This window comes from Mesorhizobium sp. STM 4661 (assembly GCF_000359125.1).
Taxonomy (GTDB): domain Bacteria; phylum Pseudomonadota; class Alphaproteobacteria; order Rhizobiales; family Rhizobiaceae; genus Mesorhizobium.
Genome location: NZ_CAAF010000028.1, coordinates 163806 through 187373 on the forward strand (window position 1 = coordinate 163806; position 23568 = coordinate 187373).

Annotated in this window: 23 protein-coding genes; 13 read left to right on the forward strand and 10 right to left on the reverse strand. The window is 64.3% G+C overall.

Features of this window, described 5'->3' with window-relative positions:
- Nucleotides 1–24 precede the first annotated feature (24 nt).
- The 3 genes from MESS4_RS09670 to MESS4_RS09680 all read right to left on the reverse strand — a co-directional run bounded on the left by MESS4_RS09670 (nucleotide 25) and on the right by MESS4_RS09680 (nucleotide 3025).
- Nucleotides 25–1398, reverse strand: a complete 1374-nt coding sequence (locus MESS4_RS09670; RefSeq protein WP_006329395.1) for a glutamate--cysteine ligase — start codon at nucleotides 1396–1398, stop codon at nucleotides 25–27.
- A 219-nt stretch (nucleotides 1399–1617) separates the two neighbouring features.
- Nucleotides 1618–2352 (reverse strand): 16S rRNA (uracil(1498)-N(3))-methyltransferase, encoded by a 735-nt coding sequence (locus MESS4_RS09675; RefSeq protein WP_006329396.1) that lies wholly within the window; start codon nucleotides 2350–2352, stop codon nucleotides 1618–1620.
- 31 nt (nucleotides 2353–2383) lie between these two features.
- Nucleotides 2384–3025 carry a hypothetical protein gene (locus MESS4_RS09680; protein ID WP_006329397.1) on the reverse strand — a complete coding sequence of 214 codons (642 nt, stop codon included), beginning with the start codon at nucleotides 3023–3025 and terminating at the stop codon, nucleotides 2384–2386.
- An 88-nt stretch (nucleotides 3026–3113) separates the two neighbouring features.
- Between MESS4_RS09680 and MESS4_RS09685 the strand changes: the two genes are divergently transcribed.
- A complete protein-coding gene (locus tag MESS4_RS09685; protein ID WP_006329398.1) occupies nucleotides 3114–3812 on the forward strand; it encodes a GMP synthase in 699 nt (232 codons plus the stop codon).
- A gap of 317 nt (nucleotides 3813–4129) precedes the next feature.
- Nucleotides 4130–4261 (forward strand): hypothetical protein, encoded by a 132-nt coding sequence (locus tag MESS4_RS34970; protein ID WP_006329401.1) that lies wholly within the window; start codon nucleotides 4130–4132, stop codon nucleotides 4259–4261.
- Between the two features lie 75 nt (nucleotides 4262–4336).
- On the opposite strand, the gene MESS4_RS09690 is transcribed toward MESS4_RS34970, so the two are convergent.
- The 3 genes from MESS4_RS09690 to MESS4_RS09700 all read right to left on the reverse strand — a co-directional run bounded on the left by MESS4_RS09690 (nucleotide 4337) and on the right by MESS4_RS09700 (nucleotide 7220).
- Nucleotides 4337–5131, reverse strand: coding sequence for a metallophosphoesterase (locus tag MESS4_RS09690; RefSeq protein WP_244441096.1), 795 nt, complete (start codon nucleotides 5129–5131; stop codon nucleotides 4337–4339).
- 124 nt (nucleotides 5132–5255) lie between these two features.
- On the reverse strand, nucleotides 5256–6392 hold the full coding sequence (locus MESS4_RS09695; RefSeq protein WP_006329405.1) for an alpha-hydroxy acid oxidase: 1137 nt from the start codon (nucleotides 6390–6392) through the stop codon (nucleotides 5256–5258).
- A gap of 24 nt (nucleotides 6393–6416) precedes the next feature.
- Nucleotides 6417–7220 (reverse strand): FCD domain-containing protein, encoded by an 804-nt coding sequence (locus MESS4_RS09700; protein ID WP_006329406.1) that lies wholly within the window; start codon nucleotides 7218–7220, stop codon nucleotides 6417–6419.
- Between the two features lie 207 nt (nucleotides 7221–7427).
- Here MESS4_RS09700 and MESS4_RS09705 point away from each other — a divergent pair, with 207 nt between their 5' ends.
- From MESS4_RS09705 to glcF, 6 genes are all read left to right on the forward strand, one after another.
- A complete protein-coding gene (locus MESS4_RS09705) occupies nucleotides 7428–8750 on the forward strand; it encodes a DUF3422 family protein (RefSeq protein WP_006329409.1) in 1323 nt (440 codons plus the stop codon).
- 267 nt (nucleotides 8751–9017) lie between these two features.
- Nucleotides 9018–10514: an FAD-linked oxidase C-terminal domain-containing protein gene (locus MESS4_RS09710; RefSeq protein ID WP_006329414.1), complete on the forward strand. Its 1497-nt coding sequence runs from the start codon at nucleotides 9018–9020 to the stop codon at nucleotides 10512–10514.
- 50 nt (nucleotides 10515–10564) lie between these two features.
- The gene (locus MESS4_RS09715; protein ID WP_006329418.1) at nucleotides 10565–11032 is read left to right on the forward strand and encodes a DUF559 domain-containing protein; all 468 of its coding nucleotides are present in this window, start codon (nucleotides 10565–10567) and stop codon (nucleotides 11030–11032) included.
- Between the two features lie 79 nt (nucleotides 11033–11111).
- Entirely contained in the window at nucleotides 11112–12371 is a 1260-nt protein-coding gene (locus MESS4_RS09720; RefSeq protein WP_006329419.1) for an FAD-binding protein, read from the forward strand.
- Nucleotides 12368–12763: a DUF4870 domain-containing protein gene (locus MESS4_RS09725; protein WP_006329421.1), complete on the forward strand. Its 396-nt coding sequence runs from the start codon at nucleotides 12368–12370 to the stop codon at nucleotides 12761–12763. The genes MESS4_RS09720 and MESS4_RS09725 overlap by 4 nt, the downstream gene beginning before the upstream one ends.
- Nucleotides 12764–12851: 88 nt before the next feature.
- Entirely contained in the window at nucleotides 12852–14180 is a 1329-nt protein-coding gene (gene glcF / locus MESS4_RS09730; protein ID WP_006329424.1) for a glycolate oxidase subunit GlcF, read from the forward strand.
- A 22-nt stretch (nucleotides 14181–14202) separates the two neighbouring features.
- Here glcF and MESS4_RS09735 read toward each other — a convergent pair whose 3' ends face one another.
- Both MESS4_RS09735 and MESS4_RS09740 read right to left on the reverse strand, forming a co-directional pair.
- Complete coding sequence (locus MESS4_RS09735; protein ID WP_006329426.1) at nucleotides 14203–15123, reverse strand: bifunctional 5,10-methylenetetrahydrofolate dehydrogenase/5,10-methenyltetrahydrofolate cyclohydrolase; 921 nt, start codon at nucleotides 15121–15123, stop codon at nucleotides 14203–14205.
- Nucleotides 15124–15381: 258 nt separating this feature from the next.
- The gene (locus tag MESS4_RS09740; RefSeq protein WP_006329427.1) at nucleotides 15382–16131 is read right to left on the reverse strand and encodes a L,D-transpeptidase; all 750 of its coding nucleotides are present in this window, start codon (nucleotides 16129–16131) and stop codon (nucleotides 15382–15384) included.
- Between the two features lie 207 nt (nucleotides 16132–16338).
- On the opposite strand from MESS4_RS09740, the gene MESS4_RS09745 reads away from it, so the two are divergent.
- A complete protein-coding gene (locus MESS4_RS09745; RefSeq protein ID WP_006329428.1) occupies nucleotides 16339–16977 on the forward strand; it encodes a DNA-3-methyladenine glycosylase I in 639 nt (212 codons plus the stop codon).
- A 136-nt stretch (nucleotides 16978–17113) separates the two neighbouring features.
- Here MESS4_RS09745 and MESS4_RS09750 read toward each other — a convergent pair whose 3' ends face one another.
- A complete protein-coding gene (locus tag MESS4_RS09750; RefSeq protein WP_006329429.1) occupies nucleotides 17114–17365 on the reverse strand; it encodes a hypothetical protein in 252 nt (83 codons plus the stop codon).
- Nucleotides 17366–17570: 205 nt separating this feature from the next.
- On the opposite strand from MESS4_RS09750, the gene hisS reads away from it, so the two are divergent.
- From hisS to MESS4_RS09770, 4 genes are all read left to right on the forward strand, one after another.
- On the forward strand, nucleotides 17571–19130 hold the full coding sequence (hisS, locus tag MESS4_RS09755) for a histidine--tRNA ligase (protein WP_006329431.1): 1560 nt from the start codon (nucleotides 17571–17573) through the stop codon (nucleotides 19128–19130).
- Nucleotides 19131–19308: 178 nt separating this feature from the next.
- Entirely contained in the window at nucleotides 19309–20430 is a 1122-nt protein-coding gene (locus tag MESS4_RS09760) for an ATP phosphoribosyltransferase regulatory subunit (protein ID WP_006329433.1), read from the forward strand.
- Nucleotides 20427–21125 (forward strand): ATP phosphoribosyltransferase, encoded by a 699-nt coding sequence (gene hisG, locus MESS4_RS09765; RefSeq protein WP_006329435.1) that lies wholly within the window; start codon nucleotides 20427–20429, stop codon nucleotides 21123–21125. The genes MESS4_RS09760 and hisG overlap by 4 nt, the downstream gene beginning before the upstream one ends.
- A 132-nt stretch (nucleotides 21126–21257) precedes the next feature.
- Nucleotides 21258–23030, forward strand: a complete 1773-nt coding sequence (locus tag MESS4_RS09770; RefSeq protein ID WP_006329436.1) for an AMP-binding protein — start codon at nucleotides 21258–21260, stop codon at nucleotides 23028–23030.
- A 19-nt stretch (nucleotides 23031–23049) separates the two neighbouring features.
- Here MESS4_RS09770 and MESS4_RS09775 read toward each other — a convergent pair whose 3' ends face one another.
- On the reverse strand, nucleotides 23050–23526 hold the full coding sequence (locus MESS4_RS09775; RefSeq protein WP_006329437.1) for a DUF992 domain-containing protein: 477 nt from the start codon (nucleotides 23524–23526) through the stop codon (nucleotides 23050–23052).
- Between the last annotated feature and the right edge of the window lie 42 nt (nucleotides 23527–23568).

The window sequence follows — 23568 nt, forward strand, 5'->3', positions numbered from 1 at the left end:
GTCGGCCAAGCGGATAGCGAAACGTCAATACGCATATTCCATGAACACCGGCTCGATCGACCCACCCCAGCGCGTATGATAGGCGGAGAGCATCTCCTCGGCACTGGTCGTGCCGCGCGCGACGACTTCGTCCAATGTGTTGAGGAATGAGGTTTCGTCGTAGCCGTCGCGGTTCTTCCGGTCGCGGTTCTTCAGTCCCGTGCGCGAGATGACGAGCACGTCGCGGGCGATCTCGCGCAAGGTGCTGTTGCGGAAGGGCGCCGAAATGCCTTGTTCCGGCACGGCGTTGCGCATCGCCAGCACCTCTTCATAGGCCCAATTCGACGTCAGCGCTTCGGCTGCCTCGAGCGCTGCCTCGTCATAGAGCAACCCAACCCAGAAGGCCGGCAGCGCGCAGATGCGCCGCCACGGCCCGCCATCGGCGCCGCGCATTTCAAGGAAGCGCTTCAGCCGCACGTCGGGGAACAGAGTCGACAAATGGTTCGCCCAGTCGCCCATCGTCGGCAGCCCGTCCGGTATCTCGTTGCGGGCCGCACCCGCCATGAACTGACGGAAGGTGACATGCGTCATGTCGTGATAGTGGCCGTCGCGGATGACGAAATACATCGGCACGTCGAGCGCCCATTCGACATAGTCGGCAAAGCCGAAATCGGGCGAGAAGCAGAACTCGAGCAGGCCCGAGCGCTGGTTGTCGGTGTCGCGCCAGATGTCGCCGCGCCAGCTCTGCAATCCGTTGGGCCGGCCTTCGGTGAAAGGCGAGTTGGCGAACAGCGCCGTCGACAGCGGCTGCAGCTTCAGCGACACCTGCATCTTGCGGCGCATGTCCGCCTCGCTCTCGAAGTCGAGATTCACCTGGATGGTGCAGGTGCGGTACATCATGTCGAGGCCCTTGCTGCCGACCTTGGGCATGTAGCGCGTCATGATCTCGTAGCGCGACTTCGGCATTTTCGGCGTCTCGGCCAGCGACCATTTCGGGCTGCCGCCGAGGCCGAGAAAACGGATGCCCATCGGCTCGGCGATCTCGCGCACCTGCGCCAGATGCGCATTGCCCTCGCGGCAGGTCTGGTGGATCGTTTCCAGCGGCGCGCCGGACAGCTCGAATTGGCCACCGGGTTCCAGCGAAATCGCCCCTTGGCCGGTCGGCTCGACCAGGCCGATGATGCGGCCGTCATCGATGATCGGATCCCAGCCGAGTTTCTCCTGCATGCCTTCGAGGATGGCGCGTATGCCGCGCTCGCCGCCATAGGGCACCGGCGCGTCGCCGTCGACATAGAACGGAAATTTTTCGTGTTCGGTGCCGATCCGCCATTTGTCGCGCGGCTTGTTGCCCTCGGCCAGATACTCGACAAGCTCGTCGACGCCTTCAATAGGCCTGAAATCGGTTGTATCGCGCGCCATGACAAGTCCTTTGGCACATGACCCCGAAAATCGGCTTCGATTTTCGCTGGGGATCATATGCCCAATCAAAGTGCTACAGCGGGCCTTTGCGCGTCCGAAAGGACGCACGGCGCTGTAGGCGGTCGGACGACCGCCGGCGCTAGATGGACGAAATGTCAGTAGCCGATCAAGAGAAAAATCCTGAGCCACAGGTCAAGAGGAATTGATTCATGCCGGCTCTCACCAATCGCCGATCGTCGCCTGCATCACCGCCAGCGCGGCCACCGCGGCCGTGTCGGCGCGCAGGATGCGGGGCCCGAGCGGAATGGCGGTGACGAACGGCAGCGCCCGCAGCATCCTGCGCTCGTCGTCGGAAAAGCCGCCCTCCGGCCCGACCAGCAGCCCGAGCTTGCTTTTCCTCAACCCTTGCAACGCGGGCAGGGGATTGTTGGTCGAGGCGTCCTCGTCGCAGAAGATCAGCCGCCGCTCTCTGTCCCAGTTGTTGAGCAGGCGTTCGAACTTTTCCGCTTCACGCAACTCCGGCACCGCCAATATGCCGCATTGTTCGGCCGCCTCGACGACATTGGCGCGCAGGCGGTCGATGCCGGGCTTTGCCACTTGCGTGTGCTGGGTGATGACCGGCTGCAGGATGCCGGCGCCCATTTCGACCGCCTTCTGCACGAGATAATCGAGCCGCCCTTGCTTGAGCGGCGCAAAGCAGTAGACGAGATCGGGCAGCGGCGGCTGCGGCCGCTGCAGGGTCAGCACCCTAAAGCGTACCGCCCTTTTCGACTTGGCGGCGATTGTCGCCGACCACTCGCCGTCGCGGCCGTTGAACAACAGGATTTCGGCGCCTTCGCCAAGCCGCAGCACATGCATCAGATAGTGGCTTTGCTGCTGGCTCGCTTCGATCTCGATGTCGGGTCCGAGGTCGTCCGGCACGAACAGCCGCTGCATCTTGTAATTGGCGCGCATTGTCGAGGAATGGGCGAGCCGGCCGCTGCCGTCAAGCCTCGGCGGTGGGATGCCAGACCGGCTCGTAGCCTTGCCTCAGCACGGCAAGAGTGGTTGCCGGCGTAAGCAGGCTGAGCGGCCGGCCGGCAAAGCGATCGAACCCCACCGGTTCGCTATAGCCGGCAAACGACCAGCGCAATGCCTTGCCGTTGTGCAGGGCAAATGCAATGCCGCCGTCGGCAATCATGACGCCGTCCGGCAGCCCGGCAAGCTCATCCGCCGCCGGCGGTCGCCCGCCCGACGCCAGCCGCTCCCGATGCAGCCGCTTGTCGACCATCGGCGCGCGCGGCTCGGCGATGCCGAAGGCCGCGCCAAAGCGCCCGACGAAATCCGTCGCCCGTTCGCGCCGGCAGAAGAAGCAGGGCCGATGCCCGGCAGCGAGCGCCGTCACCTCGTCGAGGAAAAACAGCTCGGTCCAGCCTGCCTTGCCTCCCGGCCTGTTTCTACCCATCGGCTCGCGTCGCACATCGCGGAACTTGCAGACGCAGATGATCCAGGCCTGAAGCGCCCAGCGCTTCTTCAGCAGCGTCTTGGTCTCAGGATCGTGGATGATACCGCGATTGCCCGTAAACAGGCCGCGTTCGGGCACGGCATGGATGGCGCCGAACGGATCGACGCGGTTTTGCAGTGGCATAGCTTTCTCCCCGAATACGCATCTTGGCTGGAACGCCGGCGCCATGATATCGCTCGTGACATCATTTTCATGTCAGCAGGTTTCTTCGATGCGGGTGCTGGTGGTCCAGAATTACGACAACACCGGCCTTGGCCAGGTCGGCGCCGCACTCGCTGAAGCGGGCGCCGATCTCGATCTGCGCCGCCCCTATCAAGGCGAAGCCCTGCCGGAGGATGCCGACCAGCATGACGCCATGGTGGTGCTTGGCGGCGGCCAGAATGCGCTGGCCGACGACGACTATCCCTATTTTCCCGCACTGCTCGACTTGACTCGCGATTTCGCCGACAAGGACCGCGCCGTGCTCGGCATCTGCCTCGGCAGCCAGCTGGTCGCCCGCGCCTTTGGCGGCGAGAATCGCATCGGCGCGGCCAATGAATTCGGCTGGTGTGGCGTATCGCTGACGCCCGATGCCAAGACCGATCCAGTGCTCGGCGCGCTGCCCGAAAACTTTCCCATCTTCCAATGGCATGACGACACGTTTGCGCTGCCTGAAAACGCCGTGCGGCTGGCCGGCAATGACGTCGCCGAGAACCAGGCGTTCCGCATCGGCCGCGCGGTCTACGGCTTCCAGTTTCATTTCGAGGCCGACCGGCCGATGGTCCGCGACTGGAGCACGTCCTTCGCCCCGCTCATCGCCGCCCGGCATCCGGACTGGGCCGGCAAGCTCGATGACGAAATGGCCAGCAACGGACCGCAGGCCGATGCTGCCGGCCTCGCCATCGCCCGCGCCTGGGTGGCGACTATCTAGCTGGAAGATGTTTGTGCGCGTAAAGGCGCGGCGCTCGGATTCCATACAGGACGTTGCATATTTAGCACGCGGGCGAAAATCCGCTGTGGACAGCTTGTTTCATCCTTGGCTTGTGTCCGCCTGCCATCCTAGAAGGCGCGCACTCTGCATCTTCCGCGCAACGCGATGAACCTTTTTTCGTCGCTGAGCGACACACGGCCGATACAGGAAATGTCTAGAAGCGCGAAATCTTGAAAGATCTTGGTAACTCGCTTCTTCAACAGATTCGTAACAGTCTTCGTGCACAGATGCAGAAAGCTCAACAAGAGATGACGTCCGTGAAAGCAGCGCTTCTGTCCTTTGCCATGCTGTCCGCCATCGTGCTTTTCGGCCTTGGAACCTATGCCGGCGACGTTGCCAACAACCACAATGCCGTCGACGGTTACGGTGTTACCGCCGCGCTTCGCTGATTGCCCAAAAACCAGCTCTTGGACTACATTCCATAAGCGACGACTTGAGCGTAGCCCCCCTCAGAAGCCGCTGCTCTAGCCCTTTTCACCCGACATCGCCAGAATGCGCTTGTCCGCCCCGTCAACGACGAGCGCGGTAAGGTTTCCCGACTGCCAGGCGAGCGTGTCGACATTGACGCGGTTGGCCATCACTTCCGCCTCCGGCACCGGCGTGTGGCCGTGCACCACGATCTTTGGGTAGAGGCCGGGATGGTTGTGGAAGATGTCGCGAATCCACATCAGGTCCTGCGTGTCCTGCTCCTCCAGCGCAACGCCGGGCCGGATGCCGGCATGACAGAAGAAGAAGTCGCCGAAAGTCAGTGAAAACGGCAGCGACCGCAGGAAGTCGACATGGCTTTTCGGCACCGCCTCGACAAGTGCGGCGTGTCTCTGGCGGAGCGCCGCCTCGGCCCTGCTAAACCAAATGCCGCTCTCGGGCAGCGCCACGCCATAGGACTGGGCAGTCTGGATGCCACCGTAGCGCATGAACAGCCCATCCGGTTCGGGGGCGTCGAGAAATTCGAGAAAGCCGATGTCGTGGTTGCCGGCAAGCATCAGGTAACGCGGATCGCGCTTCCGCACCTCGATCAGGAAGTCGATGACGCCCTTCGAGGCCGGCCCGCGGTCGACATAGTCGCCAAGATGGATGACACGCCAGTCGGCCGGGCGTTCCTTGCTGATCTCCGCCGCGATCCCTCGATGCATGGCGGCCAGCAGATCGAGCCGGCCATGCACGTCGCCGATCGCATAGAGCCGCACGCCGTCAGGTCCGCGCGCGTCGAGGAAGTGGATGCCTGGCTCCGTCAATGCTTGTGTCGTCTCCGTCATCATACCGTCACCGTCACAAAGACTCTTAGAGCGGTTCCGGTTCTCTTGGAACCGGCAACTCGCCCTAACTATTTGTTTTGCCGCATTTATGCGGACGCTGAATGATTCCGTCTGGCTACGAAAAGCTCTAACGCCGAAGCTGATCCTTGCCCATGTCCGTCACCAGGCGCTTTCCGCACAGCGCCAGTGTGATGTCCATCTCCTTGCGGATGATATCAAGGGCCTTGGTAACACCTTCCTTACCAAGCGCGCCCAGGCCGTAAAGGAAGGGCCGGCCGATATAGGTGCCCTTGGCGCCGAGGCACAGTGCCTTCAGCACGTCCTGGCCCGAGCGGATGCCGCCATCCATATGCACTTCGATGGTGTCGCCGACCGCATCGGCGATCTCTTCCAGCGCCATGATCGACGACGACGCGCCGTCGAGCTGGCGTCCGCCATGGTTCGAAACGATGATCGCATCGGCGCCGGTCTTGGCCGCCATCAGCGCGTCTTCCTTGTCGAGGATGCCTTTCAGGATCAGCTTGCCGCCCCAGCGCTCCTTGATCCAGGCGACATCCTTCCAAGATAGCTGCGGGTCGAACTGCTCCGTCGTCCATGATGACAGCGAGGCAACATCGCCGACGCCCTTGGCGTGGCCGACAATGTTGCGGAACGTCCGGCGTGGCGTGCCAGCCATTCCCAGGCACCAGCGCGGGCGGATGGCCATGTCGAGAATGTTCGCAAGCGTCATCTTGGGCGGCGCCGTAAGCCCGTTGCGGACATCCTTGTGGCGCTGGCCGAGGATCTGCAGGTCGAGCGTCAGCACCAGCGCCGAGCATTTCGCCGCCTTCGCCCGGTCGATCAGGTTGAGCACGAAGTCCTTGTCGCGCAGCACGTAAAGCTGGAACCAGAACGGCTTCTTCGTCACCGAGGCGACGTCCTCGATCGAACAGATGCTCATCGTCGAGAGCGTGAACGGTACGCCGAATTCCTCCGCCGCCTGCGCCGCCAGCATCTCGCCATCGGCATGCTGCATGCCGGTCAGGCCGGTCGGCGCCAGCGCCACCGGCATCGCCACCTTTTCGCCGATCATGGTCGATTCCAGCGAGCGGTTGCTCATGTCGACCAGCACGCGCTGGCGAAACTTGATTTTCTGGAAATCGTCCTCGTTGGCGCGGTAGGTGCTTTCGGTCCAGGCGCCGGAATCGGCATAGTCGAAGAACATCTTCGGCACCCGGCGGCGCGCGAGGTTCTTGAGATCGGCGATGGTGAGGATGTCGCTCATGGTGGTCCCCGCTTATTTCGATGGCTAGGAGCGTTTGCGTGTGGGTTCGATGTCGCCGGCTTCGGAGCGTTGCCTCAGCCTCAGCCGCGACACGCGCTGCCAGTCGCCGCTGCGCTCGGCTTCGGCCATTGATCGTTCGACATAGGTGATGTGGTCCATCGCCGCCTGCCGCGCCGCGGCCGGATCGCCGGCCTTCACGGCGGCATGGATCGCCCGGTGCTGTGCCAGCAACGCCTCGCGTGCGCCCGGCACGCTGAACACCAGAAGCCGGTTCTGGAACACGCCTTCGGACAGCAGCCGGTAGCAGGCGCGCAGCGTGTGCAAAAGGATGATGTTGTGCGCGCATTCGCAGATCGCATGATGGAACTCGACGTCGATTTCCGCTTCGTCGTCGAAGTCGCCGGTCCGGTGCGCTTCGTCCATGCGCGCCATGATGCGGTCAAGCAGCGCCAGATCATCCGGCGTGGCACGCCGCGCCGCGTATTCGGCGGCAACTGCCTCGATCTCTCGGCGGTATTCCAGATAGTCGGTCACCGCCTTGCGGTGCATGGAGATCAGATCCGTCACCGGCTTGGTGAACAATTGGCCGATGACGTCGGCGACATGGGTGCCGCCACCCGGCCGTGTCGTCAAAAGCCCGCGGCCTTCGAGCATTTTGAGCGCGTCGCGCAGGATCGGCCGCGACACTTCGAACTGGCGCGCCAGCTCGCGCTCGCCGGGCAGCCGGTCGCCGGTGCGCAGCACGCCTTCGAGGATCAGGTTTTCGATCTGCTGCACCACCTCGTCGGCGGTGCGCGAATGCTCGATCCTGGAGAAAATGTCGCTCAACGGAGGCGCCTGGGAATTTGAACCGGTGTCGCGCAGGATAAAGCCAGTGTCGCCAACTGGTCAAATTATTTATCCAATTCGCCCGATCGGGTCGTTTCGACGCCAGGGTGCAATATCGCCTTCGGCTAAACTTTGTTGTTTGCGTCTCCGGGCGATTGTCTCTAGAGGACGCCATTGCACGCAGGGTCAAAAAGAGGGGGACCAGCCGTGTCGGACGATCCGTCCAACCTCGAATTCCAGCCGCGCGCCAAGGGCGCCGTCATGGGCTTCCCGGCGCATGAGGGAAGGCCCGGCGCGCTCGGCGAGGTTCATGCCCGGCCGCACCCGCTGGTCGAGAAGCCGCGCGTTCTGATCCAGCTTTCCTTCATGACCGAGGGCGGCTCCGGCGTCGACATGGCGGTGCTGTCCGAACTGTCGCGCCGCCTCGGCATCGCCACGCCCGACCGTCATGCCCGCCACCACGCCATGAAATGGGGCCAGGGCTCGCTGCGCTGGGAGCGGCACACGGAATTCTCGACCTATCTGTGGGAAGGGCCGCTTTCCGAAAGCGGCAGGGCGCAGGAGGACTCTCCCTTCGGCAACGGATTTTCGCCGCCGGGAACGGTCATTTCAGGCATCAGACTCGAAATCCGCAAATGGACGCAGGCGAGCGAGAGGCTGATCGCCGGTTTCGACCCGACCAGCCTGTGCTACTCGCTGGTCGAGCGCGGCAACGCCGCTATTGTCACCGATTTCCGCCAGGATGGCGACGGCCTGACCCGCATGCTGGTGCTCGATCGCGGCCTGACGCCGGCGCGAACCGGCGCGCTGTCGCAGCGGCTGATCGACATCGAGACCTACCGCACGCTCGCCATGCTCGGCCTGCCGTTGGCGCTGACGTTGTCGGGCCGCGCCCGCCGCATCGAGGACAGGCTGGCCCAGACGACGCTGGAAATGAAGGTGGCAGAGACCCGCGACAGCCAGACGCTGCTTGCCGACCTGACCGAGCTTGCCGCCGAACTCGAGGCCGACGCCGCCTCCAGCCTCTACCGCTTCGGCGCCAGCCGCGCCTATGACGGCATCGTCGTCGAGCGGCTGGAGGCGCTGGAGGAAGAGGCCGTGCCGGGCTACGACACCTGGGGCGGTTTCCTGCAGCGGCGCGTCGCGCCCGCCATGCGCACCTGTCGTTCGGTCGAGGAACGCCAGGCCAACCTGTCGCGCAAGCTCACCCGCGCCACCACGCTGCTGCGCACCTGGGTCGATGTCGAGGTCGAGAAGCAGAACCGCGATCTGCTGGCATCGATGAACAACCGCGCCCGCTTGCAGCTTCGTTTGCAGCAGACGGTGGAAGGCCTGTCCGTCGCCGCCGTCTCCTACTATGTCGTCGGCCTCATCAGCTACGTCGCCAAGGGCGCCTCGATCTTCGGCCATGCCATCGCACCGGAAGTCGTCACCGCCGCCTCGGTGCCGTTGGCCATCCTGCTCGTCTGGTGGGGCGTGCGCCGGGTCCGCCGGATGCACTCCGAGCCGGCCAAGCAGCCGGGCGAGTAATCCACGCCCTTACCCTCCCCCTTGTGGGGAGGGTCGATCCGCATAGCGAATCGGGGTGGGGGTGCTCGTAAAGCGCTTTCGTCGCGCGGACCCCCACCCCGCTCACTTTGTTCGCGACCCTCCCCACAAGGGGTAAAACCGCAGCGGCAGATTGCCGCTGCGGAAGCCGTCCCGGCATTGGTTCCCGGTTTTCGCCCAAAGCAGGATTTGCAACCGACGCTCGTCGCTGGTAAAACATTTTTACCAGTCGAGCGAAGGAGGCTGCTGATGTCCGGCCTTGCCATGCCGAAGCCAGACGATGCCACGATGCGCCGTCGCGACGAGATCGTCGCCGACATGCGCATCATCGTGCCGGGCGAGGGCGTCGTCGACGCCGCCAATTCAATGCGTGCCTTCGAGAGCGACGGGCTTACCGCCTATCGGCAGTTGCCGCTGGTCGTGGTGCTGCCGGAAACGGTGGCGCAGGTCTCGCGCGTGCTGAAATATTGCAACGATCGCAACATTCGTGTCGTGCCGCGCGGTTCCGGCACCTCTTTGTCCGGCGGCGCGCTGCCGCTCGAAGACGCGGTGCTGCTGGTCATGAGCCGGTTCAATCGTATCCTCGAGATCGACTTTCCCGATCGCATCGTCGTCGCCCAGCCGGGCGTCACCAATCTCGGCATCACCACCGCCGTCGAGCAGGAGGGCTTCTACTACGCCCCCGATCCATCCTCCCAGATCGCCTGCTCGATCGGCGGCAATGTCGCGGAAAATTCCGGTGGCGTGCACTGCCTGAAATACGGCCTCACCGCCAACAACGTCCTCGGCATCGAGATGGTGCTGATGAATGGCGAGGTGGTGCGCCTCGGCGGCAGCCATCTCGACTGCGAGGGCTACGACCTGCTTGGCGTGATGACCGGTTCCGAAGGCCTGCTCGGCGTCGTCACCGAGGTCACCGTGCGCATCCTGAAGAAACCGGAGACGGCGCGCGCGCTGCTGATCGGCTTTCCGACCAGCGAGCAGGGCGGCCAATGCGTCGCCGACATTATCGGCGCCGGCATCATCCCGGGCGGCATGGAGATGATGGACCGCCCGGCGATCCATGCGGCCGAGGATTTCGTCCATGCCGGCTATCCCCTGGATGTCGAGGCGCTGTTGATCGTCGAGCTCGACGGGCCGGGCGTCGAGGTCGATCATCTGATCGGCCTTGTCGAGGCCATCGCCTACCGCAACGGCTCGACCACCTGCCGCATCTCGCAGTCGGAGCAGGAGCGGCTGAGCTTCTGGGCCGGCCGCAAGGCGGCCTTCCCGGCGGTCGGCCGCATCTCGCCCGACTATTACTGCATGGACGGCACCATCCCACGCAAGGAACTGCCGCGCGTGCTCGCCGGCATGCGCGAACTCTCGGAGAAATATGGCCTCGGCGTCGCCAATGTCTTCCATGCCGGCGACGGCAATCTGCACCCGCTGATCCTGTACGACGCCAATGTGCCGGGCGAGCTCGACAAGGCCGAGAGTTTTGGCGCCGACATCTTGCGGCTCTGCGTCAAGGTCGGCGGCGTCCTGACCGGCGAGCACGGGGTGGGCGTCGAGAAGCGCGACCTGATGCCGGAAATGTTCAACCAGATCGACCTCGACCAGCAGATGCGGGTCAAATGCGCCTTCGATCCCAACCATCTTTTGAATCCCGGCAAGGTCTTCCCGCAACTGCGCCGCTGCGCCGAACTGGGCCGCATGCATGTGCATCGGGGCCAGGTGGCGTTTCCGGACATTCCGAGGTTTTGATGGCAACGTCTCACAATGGCGGTTCCTCGCCCCCGCGAAGCGGGGGAGAGGTGGCTCGGGCGAAGCCCGAGACGGAGAGGGGGCCTGCGGCCGACGTGCCAAGCCGACGCTCACCTGAAAGGATCGCGCGCGCCCGCGCGCTTCGCCATGGCGACAATCCGGCGGAAGCAACCCTCTGGAACGAACTGAAGGCCAAGAAGCTAGGCGGATACAAATTCGTGCGTCAGATGCCGATCGGGCCGTATTTCGCCGACTTCGCCTGCCGAAGCGAAAAGCTGGTCGTTGAGCTGGACGGAAGTCAGCATGCCGGGAGTCCTTACGACAGGCGACGCGATGAATTCATGCGTGGCGAAGGGTTCTCGGTCGTGCGGTTCTGGAACGTCGACGTACTCAAGGGCCGGACGAGCGTTTGCGAGACTGTCCTTGCGGCGCTGGAAGGGCGATTGGCCGAAGACGTGATCGCCTCGGACCTGAGGTTCGTTTTTGCGGCCAAGAAGGTTGGAGGTGGCGTTCTATGATTGCCCCCTCTCCGTCTCGGGCTTCGCCCGAGCCACCTCTCCCCCGCTTTGCGGGGGCGAGGAACCTGGGTTCGGCGCCATGACCACCTTCACCCCCTCCACATCAGACGAGGTCCTCTCCACCGTCGCCTGGGCAGCAGCGGAAGAATCGCCGCTCGAAATCCTCGGTCATGGCTCCAAGCGCGGCATTGGCCGTCCACAGCAGAGCGAACACTCACTCGACGTTTCCAAACTCACCGGCGTCACCCTTTACGAACCGGCCGAGCTGGTGCTGTCGGCCAAGGCCGGAACGCCGCTCGTCGAGATCGAAGCACTGCTTGCCGAAAACGGCCAGCAGCTTGCCTTTGAACCGATGGATTACGGCCCGCTGCTTGGCGGCAAACCGGGGAAAGGCACCATCGGCGGCGCACTTGCCGCCAACCTTTCCGGTCCGCGCCGGCTGAAGGCAGGTGCGGCGCGCGACCATATCCTCGGCATCAGTGCCGTTTCCGGCCGTGGCGAGGCCTTCAAGTCAGGCGGCCGCGTCGTCAAGAACGTCACCGGCTACGATCTCTCCAAGCTGATGGCCAACAGTTGGGGCACGCTGGCCGTGTTCACCGATGTCACCTTCAAGGTGCTGCCGGCGGCCGAGACCGAAGTCACGCTCGCCATACGCGGCCTGCTCGACGATCATGCCGCGGCCGCCATGGCGCTGGCGCTGGGTTCCAGCGCGGAGGTATCGAGCGCTGCACATCTTCCTGAACGCGTCGCGGCGCGGGTTGCCGGCGGCCATCTCGGCGGCAATCCGGCGACGCTGCTGCGCGTCGAGGGTTTCGGGCCGTCGGTCGCCTATCGCGTCGCCGCGCTGAAAGATCTGCTCCGCAATGCCGGCCCGCTGGAGGAGATTGCGGGCGAAGCCTCGCATTCCATCTGGCGCAATGTCAGGGATTGCGCCCCATTCGCGGACGGCTCGGAAAAACCGGTATGGCGCGTCTCCATGGCGCCGTCGCAAGGCCACCAGATGGTGCTGGCGCTGCGCATGCAGGCGGCGGTCGACGCCTTCTACGACTGGCAGGGCGGGCTGATCTGGTTGCGCATGGAGCATGGCGATCCTGAGGGTGACCTGCTGCGCGGGCTGATCGGGAGACATGGCGGCGGCCACGCGACGCTGGTGCGCGCCGCGCCTTCGCATCGCGCCGCCGTGCCGGTATTCGAACCACAGGCGCCGGCGTTGGCGGCGCTGTCAGCAAGGCTGAAAGCCGAATTCGACCCCAAGGCGATCCTCAACCCCGGCCGTATGACGCCGGGTGCCGGCTCTGCTACTCTCGGCCCGCTAACCGAGGAGGGAGGATCACAATGAGCGACATCAATTCCGGCCGGAGCGACAAGCCCACGCCGCGCCAGACCGACCGCTGGCTGGAACCAGGTCCGACCAATGCGCTGGTCATTTACATCCTCTACCTCGCCAGCCTGGTCATCGGCATCACCAGCATTGTCGGCATCGTTCTGGCCTATATCAACCGCGGCAAATCAGGCGGCTTTGTCGAGAGCCACTACACCTTCCTGATCCGCACCTTCTGGATCGGCCTGCTCTATGCGCTGATCTCGGTGGTGCTGATGATGGCGGTGGTCGGCGTCGTGCTGATGTTCGCCGTCGCCGTCTGGTTCATCGCCCGCTGCATTCTCGGCCTGCAGGCGTTGCAGCGCGGCGAGCCTGTCAAAAACCCGGAAAGCTGGTTCCTGGGATTATAGAGCATGATCCCGAACCGAAGGACCGCGCCAGCGAAAAGTGGGGACCGGTTTTCGGAAAAGATCATGGTCAGGCAGTAAGGATTTTCTAGTGCAGACTAATTTTTCGCTTGCCCAGCTTGCCGATCCGCATGTCGCGGAATCGGAGAAGATCCTGCGCAAATGCGTGCATTGCGGCTTCTGCACCGCCACCTGCCCGACCTATGTGACGCTCGGCAACGAGCTGGATTCGCCGCGCGGACGGATCTACCTGATCAAGGACATGCTGGAGAACGGCCGTCCGGCCGACAGGGAGATCGTCACCCATATCGACCGCTGCCTGTCCTGCCTTGCCTGCATGACCACTTGCCCGTCGGGCGTCAATTACATGCATCTGGTCGACCATGCCCGCGCTCATATCGAGGAGACCTACAGGCGGCCACTGCTCGATCGGCTGACGCGCGCCGTGCTGGCCTTGGTGCTGCCCTACCCGTCGCGCTTCCGCGCCGCGCTGAAACTGGCTAAGCTGGGCAAGCCATTCATCGGTCTGTTCGAAAAAATCCCCGCGCTGAAGCCGCTAGTCTCGATGCTCAGGCTTGCGCCGGCATCGATACCCGCAGCATCGCCCATGGCCTCTCCGGGCGTCCATGCCGGGCAGGGGGCAAAAAGAGGCCGCGTCGCGATCCTCACCGGCTGCGCCCAATCGGTGCTCGATCCGGCCATCAACGACACGACGATTGCGCTGCTGACGCGGCTCGGCATCGAGGTGGTCGTGCCTGAGGGCGAGGCCTGCTGCGGCGCGCTGGTGCATCACATGGGGCGGGAGGAGGCTGCCCTTGCCTCAGCGAGGCGCAATGTCGACGCCTGGACGCGCGCCATCGAGAATGGCGGATTGGATGCCATCGTCATCACGGCGTCGGGCTGCGGCACCACTATCAAGGATTACGGTTTCATGCTGCGCCTCGACCCGGCCTATGCCGACAAGGCGGCGCGCGTCTCGGCGCTCGCCAAGGACATCACCGAATATCTGGCTGTTCTCGACCTGCCGGAGCCGGTGCGCAAGCCCGGCACCATCGTTGCCTATCATTCCGCCTGCTCGATGCAGCACGGCCAGAAGATCACCCGCCAGCCGAAAGAGCTGCTGGCCAAGGCCGGCTTCGTCGTGCGCGAGCCGCGCGAGGGCCATTTATGCTGCGGCTCGGCCGGCACCTACAACATCCTGCAATCCGAGATCTCGGCAAAGCTGCGTGACCGCAAGGTGAAAAACATCGAGGCGACCGGCGCGGAAGTCGTCGCCACCGGCAATATCGGCTGCATCACCCAGATCGCGTCCGCCGCGAAACTGCCGGTCGTGCATACGATAAAACTGCTCGACTGGGCCTATGGTGGGCCGAAGCCGGAAGGCGTTGCGGAAGACAGTGCGATCTTGGCAGCCGAGTGAAGTCCACCACTCGGCCAGGCGCCTATTCCGCCGCGAGCTTGTCCACCACGCCGTAGGTCGCCTGGTAGAGCGCGCGCTGGCGGCTGAGCGCCACCATCGTGTTGCGCAGCAGGATCGCCACGGTGAGCGGGCCGACACCGCCCGGCACCGGCGTGATCCAGGAGGCGACTTCCTTGACGCTGTCGGTATCGACGTCGCCGACGATGCGGCTCTCGCCGTCCGGCCCGATCTCCGAATTGATGCCGATGTCGATCACTGCGGCGCCCGGCTTGACCATGTCGGCCTTGATCAATCGCGGCCGGCCGACGGCCACGAACAACGCATCGGCACGGCGCGCATGGGCGGCCACCGAGCGCGTCATGTGATGGCAGACCGTCACGGTTGCGCCCTCGCTCATCAGCAGGAAGGCGATCGGCTTGCCGACGATTTCGGAGTGGCCGACGATGACGACTTCGAGCCCCTTGAGGTCGAGGCCGGTCTCCTTGAGCAGTTCCACCGAAGCGGCGGCCGTGCAGGGGGCAAGATCGAGCTGGTTGTAGACGATGTTGCCGATCGAGGCCGGATGCATGCCCTCGACGTCCTTGAGCGGATGCACCGCCGCCTGCAGCGTCTTGATCGGGATATGCGCCGGCACCGGCCGCTGGATGATGATGCCGGTGACACGCGGATCGGCGTTCAGCCCATGGATCGCCGCTTCCAGTTCGCCGGCGGTGATGTCGGCGGGAAAGCGCCGCTCCTCGAATTCGATGCCGGCCAATGCCGCCTTGGCGCGCTGGTTGCGCACATAAACATCCACCGCCGCCGTGTCGCCGACGGTGATCGACACGAGCTTGGGCGGAAAACCCTCGGCGATCGCGATCGCTGCGTCCTCGCGCACAGCGGCGATGATACGTTGGGCGACCGGGCCGCCCCGGAGATAGCGGCTGTCGTCGGGCAGGGACATGAACGTCTGACCTTTGTCTGGAAGCGTTGCCGCCGACATAGCAAAAGAACGGGCAAAAGGGCAGCGTGAAAAGCGAACCGCTATGCCTCGCGCGCGACCTGCCGGCGCAGGCTTGCCTCGATCAGCCGGAAACGAAAAGGGCAGCACGGTTTCCCATGCTGCCCTTTCGTGACTGACCGTATCCCCACACGGCCCGTCCCCCGTTATCCCTATTCCAGAAATCTTCTGGACAGAATCACCAGTAAAATCAACCGGAGATTACATCACCACAACCGTCGTGCCAACATTGACCCGTTCGTAGAGATCGACGACGTCCTCGTTGCGCATGCGGATGCAGCCCGACGACACCGCGCCGCCGATCGTCCAGGGCTCGTTGGTGCCGTGGATACGGTATTCCGTCGAGCCGAGATAGAGCGCGCGCGCGCCGAGCGGGTTTTCCATGCCGCCGGCGAGATAGGTTGGCAGGTAACGGCCCTTGGCGGCCTCGCGTTTGATCATCGCCGCCGGTGGACGCCAGTCCGGCCACACCCTTTTGTTGGTGATCTTGTGCGCGCCCGACCATTCGAAGCCCGGCTTGCCGGTGCCGACGCCGTAGCGCCGCGCCTTGCCGTTCTTCCCGACCAGATAGAGGAAATTCTGCGTCGTATCGATGACGATCGTGCCCGGCTTCTGCGGGCCGTCATAGGCGACTTGCTGCGGCAGGTAGACCGGGTTCATCTGCGGCCGCGCGACCATGCGCTTGGCCGGCGCCTGCACCGCCGCCGTGCGCAGCCGGTCGGGCTGCTCCGGTTGCGCTTGCCGCCGATAACGCCGCTGCGGCTGCACCTCTTGCCGGCTTTGCCGGACGATGCCCGGGGCGTCGCCGAGCTGCAGCACCCAGGGCGCCGAAAGGTCGGGGCTCACCATCACCGGCGGCCTGTCGGCATAGCGGTCATTGGCGCTGGAGGCGGTGACGCCGGCGGCAACCATGGCCGCGGCGCCGAACAGGGAAAGGAACACTGACTTCATCGGAACGCACCTTGATCGTCGAACACGCGGGGAAAAGCCCCCGATTTCGCGAGCATTGGCGCGAAGCCGCAACCGAAACATGAATCGGAATGCGTAAAATGCCGAAGTGTCAGTAAACCTTTTGGTGTGGTTACCGGCCGGTTCAGGAATCTGGTAAAGCCGGGGTAAAAAGCGGCGCAAAGCCTATTAACGAACGGATTTCAAGTGATGGAAAGTGAAAACACAGGCCTGCTCGCCGGTCCCGATGGTGTGAAGCGCTGCTTCTGGCACGGCAATCTGCCGGACTATCTGCACTACCACGACCATGAATGGGGCCGACCGGTCACCGATGACCGCAGGCTGTTCGAAAAGATCTGTCTCGAAGGTTTTCAGTCGGGCCTGTCCTGGCTGACCATATTGCGCAAGCGCGAGAATTTTCGCGCCGCCTTCGCCGGGTTCGATTTCGACAAGGTCGCCGCCTTCACCGACAAGGACGTCGAGCGCCTGCTCGGCGATGCCGGCATCATCCGCCACCGTGGCAAGATCGTCTCGACCATCAACAACGCCAAACGCGCGCGCGAAATGGTCGATGTGTCAGGCTCAATGGCCGCCTGGTTCTGGAAGTTCGAACCAGGCCCCGACGAGCGGCCCGCAACCGTCGACCTCGCCCATCTGCGCGCCAACCCGACCACGGCGGTCTCGGTGCGCATTTCGAAGGAACTGAAAAAACGCGGCTGGAGCTTCGTCGGCCCGACCACCGTCTACGCCTTCATGCAGGCGATGGGGTTGGTCAACGACCATCTCGAGGGCTGCGTCTGCCGGGCGCAGGTGGAGAAGGAGCGGAAGGCGTTCAAACGGCCGAAATAGCACCCTACCTCCCCCTTGTGGGCCCTTGTGGGGAGGTCGCGCCGAAGGCGCGGGTGGGGGTAAGACAAAGTTTTTTCGACCCCCACCCCGACGCTGCGCGTCGACCCTCCCCGCAAGGGGGAGGGTAGGACAAAACTCAAGCGCCGCTGGCGCCCGCGAGAAAGAGCCCGGCAACGATGGCCGCCACAGTGGCAAGGGCGGGGTAGATCACCAGCAGGCCGGTCATCAGCGCATCGCGCATAGTCGGGCCTTGGCGTTCTTCAGCGGCGGCTTCGAACGGACCCGCCATCTGGCTTACCACCCTCAGCGCATGGTCATCGGCCGAACGCAGCCTGGCGGGCATGGCGTGGGCAGAGCCGTTGATGTTTGTTCCTTGTGCCGTGGTCATTGCCCCGAACCCCTTGTTTCGGCGCGCTTATCGGCCCTGATTGTGTCGGCACGGTGCCGCGTTGATGGCGGAATTGTTTCAGCTTATTTCCTTCTGCGCAAAGGGAGAAGGCCAGGTGCAAACCCTTGCCGGTCAAGATCGCATCGGTTAGGACACGCCCACTCGAAATGAAGTCATCGATTACTTAGCAAAAAGACCCATCCCCATGGCCGACAAATCGGAAAAGACGAAAGCGCGGCTGCCGCGCGGCTTTGCCGACCGCAGCGCCGACGACATCCGCGCCGTCGAGAAGATGATGGCGACGATCCGTGGCGTCTACGAGCTTTACGGCTTCGAGCCGGTCGAGCAGCCGCTGATCGAATACACCGATGCGCTGGGCAAATTCCTGCCCGACCAGGACCGGCCGAACGAAGGCGTGTTCTCGTTCCAGGACGATGACGACCAGTGGCTGTCGCTGCGCTACGACCTGACCGCGCCGACGGCGCGTTTCGTCGCCGAGAATTATGACAAGCTGCCGAAACCCTATCGCAGCTATCGCTCCGGCTGGGTGTTCCGCAACGAGAAGCCCGGCCCCGGCCGCTTCCGCCAGTTCATGCAGTTCGATGCCGACACGGTGGGTACGCCGGGCGTTGCCGCGGACGCCGAGATGGCGATGATGATGGCCGACGTGATGGAAGCGCTTGGCATCAAGCGCGGCGACTATGTCATCCGGGTCAACAATCGGAAGGTTCTCGACGGCGTGCTGGAGGCGATCGGCCTTGGCGGCGATCAGAATGCCGGGCGCCGGCTGACCGTGCTTCGCGGCATCGACAAACTGGACAAGATCGGCCCCGAAGGCATCGGGCAGTTGCTCGGCGCCGGGCGCAAGGATGAAAGCGGCGACTTCACTAAGGGTGCCGGTCTTGAGCGCAAGGCCATTGAGACGGTGCTTTATTTCATGAATTACGAGCCGGGTCCGGAAGCCGGTTCATGGCGGAAGCTGGAGACCGCCACCGACATTTCGCCCAACGCCGCCCAAATCCGCTGGCTGAAGACGCTCGATTACTTCGCCGAGACCGGCCGCGAAGGCGTTGAGGAGCTCGCCGCCATAGGCTCTATCGTCGATAGCGCCGGTTATCATGATGGCCGTGTCGTCATCGATACCTCGGTCGTGCGCGGCCTCGAATATTACACCGGCCCGGTCTTCGAGGCCGAACTGTTGGCCGAGATCCCCAATGAGGACGGCCAGATCGTCCGCTTCGGTTCCGTCGGCGGCGGTGGCCGCTATGACGGACTGGTCTCGCGCTTCCGTGGCGAGCCGGTGCCGGCGACCGGCTTTTCCATCGGCGTCTCCCGCCTGATGACGGCGCTGAAGAACCTCGGCAAGCTCGACACGTCGGACGTGATCGCCCCCATCGTCGTGCTGGTGATGGACAAGGACACCGAAAGCCTCGGCCGTTACCAGAAGATGGTCAGCGAGCTGCGCGCTGCCGGCATCCGCTCCGAAATGTATCTCGGCGGCGCCGGCATGAAGGCACAACTCAAATATGCCGACCGCCGCGGCAGCCCCGTCGCCATCATCCAGGGCGGCGACGAGCGTGCCAGGGGCGAGGTGCAGATCAAGGACCTGATCGAAGGCGCGCGCATGTCGGCCGAGATATCGGACAACGCCGAATGGCGCGCGGCCCGGCCGGCGCAGGTGACGGTTGCGGAGAGCGGGCTGGTCGGTGAGGTCAAGAAGATCCTGGCGGCGCAGGCGGCTGATCGCGCGAAAGGTGGCGCTTGAACACCCCCCTCTGGCCTGCCGGCCATCTCCCCCGCAAGGGGGGAGATCGGCAGCTTCAGGCCCGGCGCCTCTTCGCAAAGGCTGGAGATTGGCGAAAGCCCATGCGACATCTAATCTCCCCCCTTGCGGGGGAGATGGCCGGCTGGCCAGAGGGGGGTGCCTCGCGCCCATCTTGCCAATGACCTCCCGCTATCCCGCCATCGCCGCCGACATCACCAGCCTCTTCGCCGCGCGCAACACCCATGCTGTTGAGGTCGCGGTGCTGCAACCCGCAGACCCCTTCCTCGACATGGCCGGCGAGGATCTGCGCCGCCGTATCTTTCTCACCGAAAGCGAGACGGGAAAGACGCTGTGCCTGCGGCCGGAATTCACCATTCCCGTCTGCCTCGACCACATCAGCTCGCAGGCCGGCACGCCGCGCCGCTATTCCTATCTCGGCGAGGTCTTCCGCCAGCGCCGCGAAGGTGGCAATGAGTTCTTCCAGGCCGGCATCGAGGATCTCGGCGACCGCGACACGGCCGCCGCCGACGCCCGTTCGCTGGCCGATGCGCATGCTTTGCTGTCACTTGTGCTGCCGGGCCAGGCCCTGACGATCACGCTGGGCGACCAGACCATATTCGAGGCGGTGCTGGCGGCGCTTGGCCTGCCGCGGGGCTGGCGCATGCGACTGGCGCGGGCCTTCGGCTCGGCGGCGATGCTGGAGGCGGCCCTTGCCGATCTCGCCAATCCGCCGCGCAACGGCCAGATCTCCGGTCCGGTCGCGTCTCTTGTGCTGGACGGTGATCTGGAAGGGCTCTCGGCGCATATCGCCGGCGGCATGGAGGAGGCCGGGCTGTCGGCATCGGCCGGGCGCTCGCCTGCCGACATCGCGCGGCGGCTGATCGAGAAGGCCGAATTGCGCAGTGTGCGGCTATCGAACGAGGCGTTTTCGGCGCTGAAGACATTTCTGGCGATCGACGTGCCGCTCGATGGCGCGGCCCAGGCGCTCGAAGCCTTTGCATCGGGTTCCGGCCTTTCACTGGGCGCGGCGCTGGAGAATTTCGCCGCCCGCGCCCGCGCGATCGAAGCGCATGGCCTGCCGGTCAAAAAAATCCGCTACGACGCCGCCTTCGGCCGTCCGCTCGATTACTACACCGGCCTCGTCTTCGAGATCGCGGCGGAAAATGGCGACCGGCCGCTGGCCGGCGGCGGCCGCTACGACCGCCTGCTGACGCTGCTTGGCGCAAAAACGCCGATCCCCGGCGTCGGCTTTTCCGTCTGGCTCGACCGCATCGAGGCGCTGCGGGAGAAGGCGCCATGATCACGCTGGCGATCCCGTCGAAAGGCCGGCTCAAGGAGCAGGCGCTGGAGGTGCTGGCCAAGGCCGGGCTTGCCGTCAACCTGTCCGGCGACGAGCGCAAATACCGCGCCCGCATCGAAGGCGCCAAAAACATCGAGGTGGCGTTCCTGTCGGCCTCCGAAATCGCCGGCGAAATCGGCCAGGGCGCGGTCGATCTCGGCATCACAGGCGAGGACCTGCTGCGCGAGAGCCTTGCAGACTGGGAGACGCGTGCCGAGATTGTTGCCCGCCTTGGCTTCGGCAATGCCGATGTGGTGGTGGCGGTGCCCGACATCTGGCTCGATGTCGACAGCATGGCCGATCTCGACGACGTTGCCGCCGATTTCCGCCAGCGCCACGGAAGGCGGCTCAGGATCGCCACCAAATACTGGCGGCTGGCCCAACAATTCTTTTCGCAAAAGCACGGCATCCAGGTCTACCGCATCGTCGAGAGCCTCGGCGCCACCGAGGGCGCGCCGGCGGCGGGATTGGCCGATGTCATCGTCGATATCACCACCACCGGCTCGACGCTGCGCGCCAATCACCTGAAGGTGCTGGGTGACGGCGTCGTGCTGCGCTCGCAGGCCTGCCTTGTCGCATCGAGGAAGCAGCGTGCGGCCGCCGATGAGGCGGTTCTCCGCGACATTGCCGCGAAGATGACGGCGCTGGTTAGATAGCGGTGGCGCAATCCCCCTCTCCGTCTCGGCTTCGCCCGAGACGGAGAGGGGGCCTCTGCCTCCACTACCATCGACGGGATTTCCACCACCCGGCAGGGCTGATAGGCTCGGCCGTCTGCGGAGGAGACGGCGATGGCGATCAATCTCGACGAGTTGAAGAATGCCACCCACCTGCGCGGTCGCGGCCCCCGCAATGGCGGGACGTTCGTCGCGCCGGTCGACGGCAGGGCGCATGTCTCGGGCGAGCGCACGGTGCCGCTGCTCAACCAGACGATCCCGGCGCTGTTTTCGGACACCGTCAGCAAATACGGCACGCTCGATGCCGCCGTGTTCGTCGCTCAGGACAAGCGCTTCACCTGGAGCGAACTGTCGGACACGGTGGACGCGCTGGCCGCCGGTTTCCTGGCGCTCGGCCTGGAAAAGGGCGAGCGTGTCGGTATCTGGTCGCCGAACCGCTGGGAATGGCTGGTGACGCAGTTCGCCACCGCGCGCATCGGCCTGATCCTGGTCAACATCAACCCGGCCTACCGGCTGACCGAACTGGAATACGCCTTGAACAAGGTCGCTTGCCGAGCGCTGGTCACGGCCGCCAAATTCAAGACTTCCGACTATCTCGGCATGATCGAGACACTGGCGCCGGAGATCGCCAAGGCGACACCCGGCAAGCTCAAGGCGCAAAAACTGCCGGCGCTGAAGATCGTCATCCGCATGGGCGAGGAGCATTCGCCCGGCATGTTCAATTTCGCCGACGTGCTGGCGATGGCCGGGCGCGACGAGCATGACAGCCTCGACCGCATTTCCGAGGGACTGAAGCCCGGCGAGGCCATCAACATCCAGTTCACCTCAGGCACCACAGGCGCGCCGAAGGGCGCGACGCTGACCCATACCAACATCGTCAACAACGGCAATTTCGTCACCTCGGCGATCAGGCTCACCGTCGACGATCGGCTCTGCATTCCGGTGCCGCTCTACCACTGCTTCGGCATGTCGATGGGCACGATGGGCTGCGTCACCAAGGGCGCGACCATGGTTTTCCCGGGCGAGGGGTTCGATGCCGGCGCCACGCTGAAGGCGGTGGCAGCAGAGTGCTGCACCGGCCTCTATGGCGTGCCGACCATGTTCGTCGGCCTGCTCGACCATCCGGATTTTGGGTCGTTCGACCTTACCAGCCTCAGAACCGGCATCATGGCCGGCTCGCCCTGTCCGATCGAGGTGATGAAGAAGGTGGTGTCGCTGATGCATATGGCAGAGGTGACCATCGCCTATGGCATGACCGAGACCAGCCCGGTCTCGTTCCAGAGCGGCGTCGACGACCCGCTGGAAAAACGTGTCTCGACGGTCGGGCGCATCCACCCGCATGTCGAGGTCAAGGCCATCGACGCCAAGGGCGCCACCGTTGCGGTCGGCGCGCCGGGCGAGCTCTGCACGCGCGGCTATTCCGTGATGAAGGGCTACTGGGACGACGCCGAAAAAACCCGCGAGGCAATCGACAGTGACGGCTGGATGCACACCGGCGACCTCGCCACCATCGACGCCGAGGGCTATTGCAACATCGTCGGCCGGGTCAAGGACATGGTCATCCGCGGCGGCGAAAATGTCTATCCGCGCGAGGTCGAGGAGTTCCTTTATCGCCATCCCAAGGTGAAGGAGGTGCAGGTGTTCGGCATTCCCGATCCGAAATATGGCGAGGAGCTATGCGCCTGGATCGTGCTGAAACCCGGCCAGATCGCCACCGCTGAGGAGATCAAGGCCTTCTGCGCCGGCCAGATCGCCCACTACAAGATCCCGCGCTACATCCGCTTCCACACCGAACTGCCGATGACGGTGACCGGCAAGCCGCAGAAGTTTTTGATGCGCCAAGCTATGGTCGAGGAACTGGGGCTGGTGGCGCAGAAGACCGCTTGAGCGGGGGAGGCGTCTCAATCTAGCTTGCCGCGGTGAGTTCGATCTGCTCGACCCCCGCCGCGATGTTGATACCCGTTTCGCCCTCGACTGCGAGCGGTTGAAGTGCAAAGGCCTTCTCGGTGCCGCCGAGCAGGACATCGGCGCCAAGTCCAAGGCCCGCGGCCGCTTCAGCATCGACGCCATCGTATTTTCCGCTCAGCAGGCCATTGTCCTTGGCAGTCGAGCCGCTGACGACGGCCCATATGAGATGGCCTTCTTTCACCTCGCCAAGTTCGATGCCGAATTCGTGGATCGAGCCGGTGTAATTTTCCGTCGTGCCGTCATTCCTGGTGAATACGCAGGTCATTGTCTGCTTGCGCGTAATGATCTCGCCGATGCCGGTCGAGGTGTCGCATTTCAGGATACCGACCTGGGCGTTCACCGCCCAGGCAGGTGCTGCCGCGAAAAGCAGAAATGAAGCGCCCGCAAGAGCGAAGAGGCGGATGTGGAAAAGCATGTCGGATTTTCCTTGGTTGAGTTGCGAAGCTGCTGCGTTCGA

What these genes read in the sequence shown, in the direction of transcription:
- MESS4_RS09690 (WP_244441096.1), bottom strand. Translation starts at nt 5,131, where the DNA reads ATGATGACGGAGACGACACAAGCATTGACGGAGCCAGGCATCCACTTC.
- MESS4_RS09745 (WP_006329428.1), top strand. Translation starts at nt 16,339, where the DNA reads ATGGAAAGTGAAAACACAGGCCTGCTCGCCGGTCCCGATGGTGTGAAG.
- MESS4_RS09670 (WP_006329395.1), bottom strand. Translation starts at nt 1,398, where the DNA reads ATGGCGCGCGATACAACCGATTTCAGGCCTATTGAAGGCGTCGACGAG.
- MESS4_RS09740 (WP_006329427.1), bottom strand. Translation starts at nt 16,131, where the DNA reads ATGAAGTCAGTGTTCCTTTCCCTGTTCGGCGCCGCGGCCATGGTTGCC.
- MESS4_RS09770 (WP_006329436.1), top strand. Translation starts at nt 21,258, where the DNA reads ATGGCGATCAATCTCGACGAGTTGAAGAATGCCACCCACCTGCGCGGT.
- MESS4_RS09680 (WP_006329397.1), bottom strand. Translation starts at nt 3,025, where the DNA reads ATGCCACTGCAAAACCGCGTCGATCCGTTCGGCGCCATCCATGCCGTG.
- MESS4_RS09735 (WP_006329426.1), bottom strand. Translation starts at nt 15,123, where the DNA reads ATGTCCCTGCCCGACGACAGCCGCTATCTCCGGGGCGGCCCGGTCGCC.
- MESS4_RS09695 (WP_006329405.1), bottom strand. Translation starts at nt 6,392, where the DNA reads ATGAGCGACATCCTCACCATCGCCGATCTCAAGAACCTCGCGCGCCGC.
- hisG (WP_006329435.1), top strand. Translation starts at nt 20,427, where the DNA reads ATGATCACGCTGGCGATCCCGTCGAAAGGCCGGCTCAAGGAGCAGGCG.
- MESS4_RS09675 (WP_006329396.1), bottom strand. Translation starts at nt 2,352, where the DNA reads ATGCGCGCCAATTACAAGATGCAGCGGCTGTTCGTGCCGGACGACCTC.
- MESS4_RS09775 (WP_006329437.1), bottom strand. Translation starts at nt 23,526, where the DNA reads ATGCTTTTCCACATCCGCCTCTTCGCTCTTGCGGGCGCTTCATTTCTG.
- MESS4_RS09710 (WP_006329414.1), top strand. Translation starts at nt 9,018, where the DNA reads ATGTCCGGCCTTGCCATGCCGAAGCCAGACGATGCCACGATGCGCCGT.
- MESS4_RS09685 (WP_006329398.1), top strand. Translation starts at nt 3,114, where the DNA reads ATGCGGGTGCTGGTGGTCCAGAATTACGACAACACCGGCCTTGGCCAG.
- hisS (WP_006329431.1), top strand. Translation starts at nt 17,571, where the DNA reads ATGGCCGACAAATCGGAAAAGACGAAAGCGCGGCTGCCGCGCGGCTTT.
- MESS4_RS09725 (WP_006329421.1), top strand. Translation starts at nt 12,368, where the DNA reads ATGAGCGACATCAATTCCGGCCGGAGCGACAAGCCCACGCCGCGCCAG.
- MESS4_RS09720 (WP_006329419.1), top strand. Translation starts at nt 11,112, where the DNA reads ATGACCACCTTCACCCCCTCCACATCAGACGAGGTCCTCTCCACCGTC.
- MESS4_RS09760 (WP_006329433.1), top strand. Translation starts at nt 19,309, where the DNA reads ATGACCTCCCGCTATCCCGCCATCGCCGCCGACATCACCAGCCTCTTC.
- MESS4_RS09750 (WP_006329429.1), bottom strand. Translation starts at nt 17,365, where the DNA reads ATGACCACGGCACAAGGAACAAACATCAACGGCTCTGCCCACGCCATG.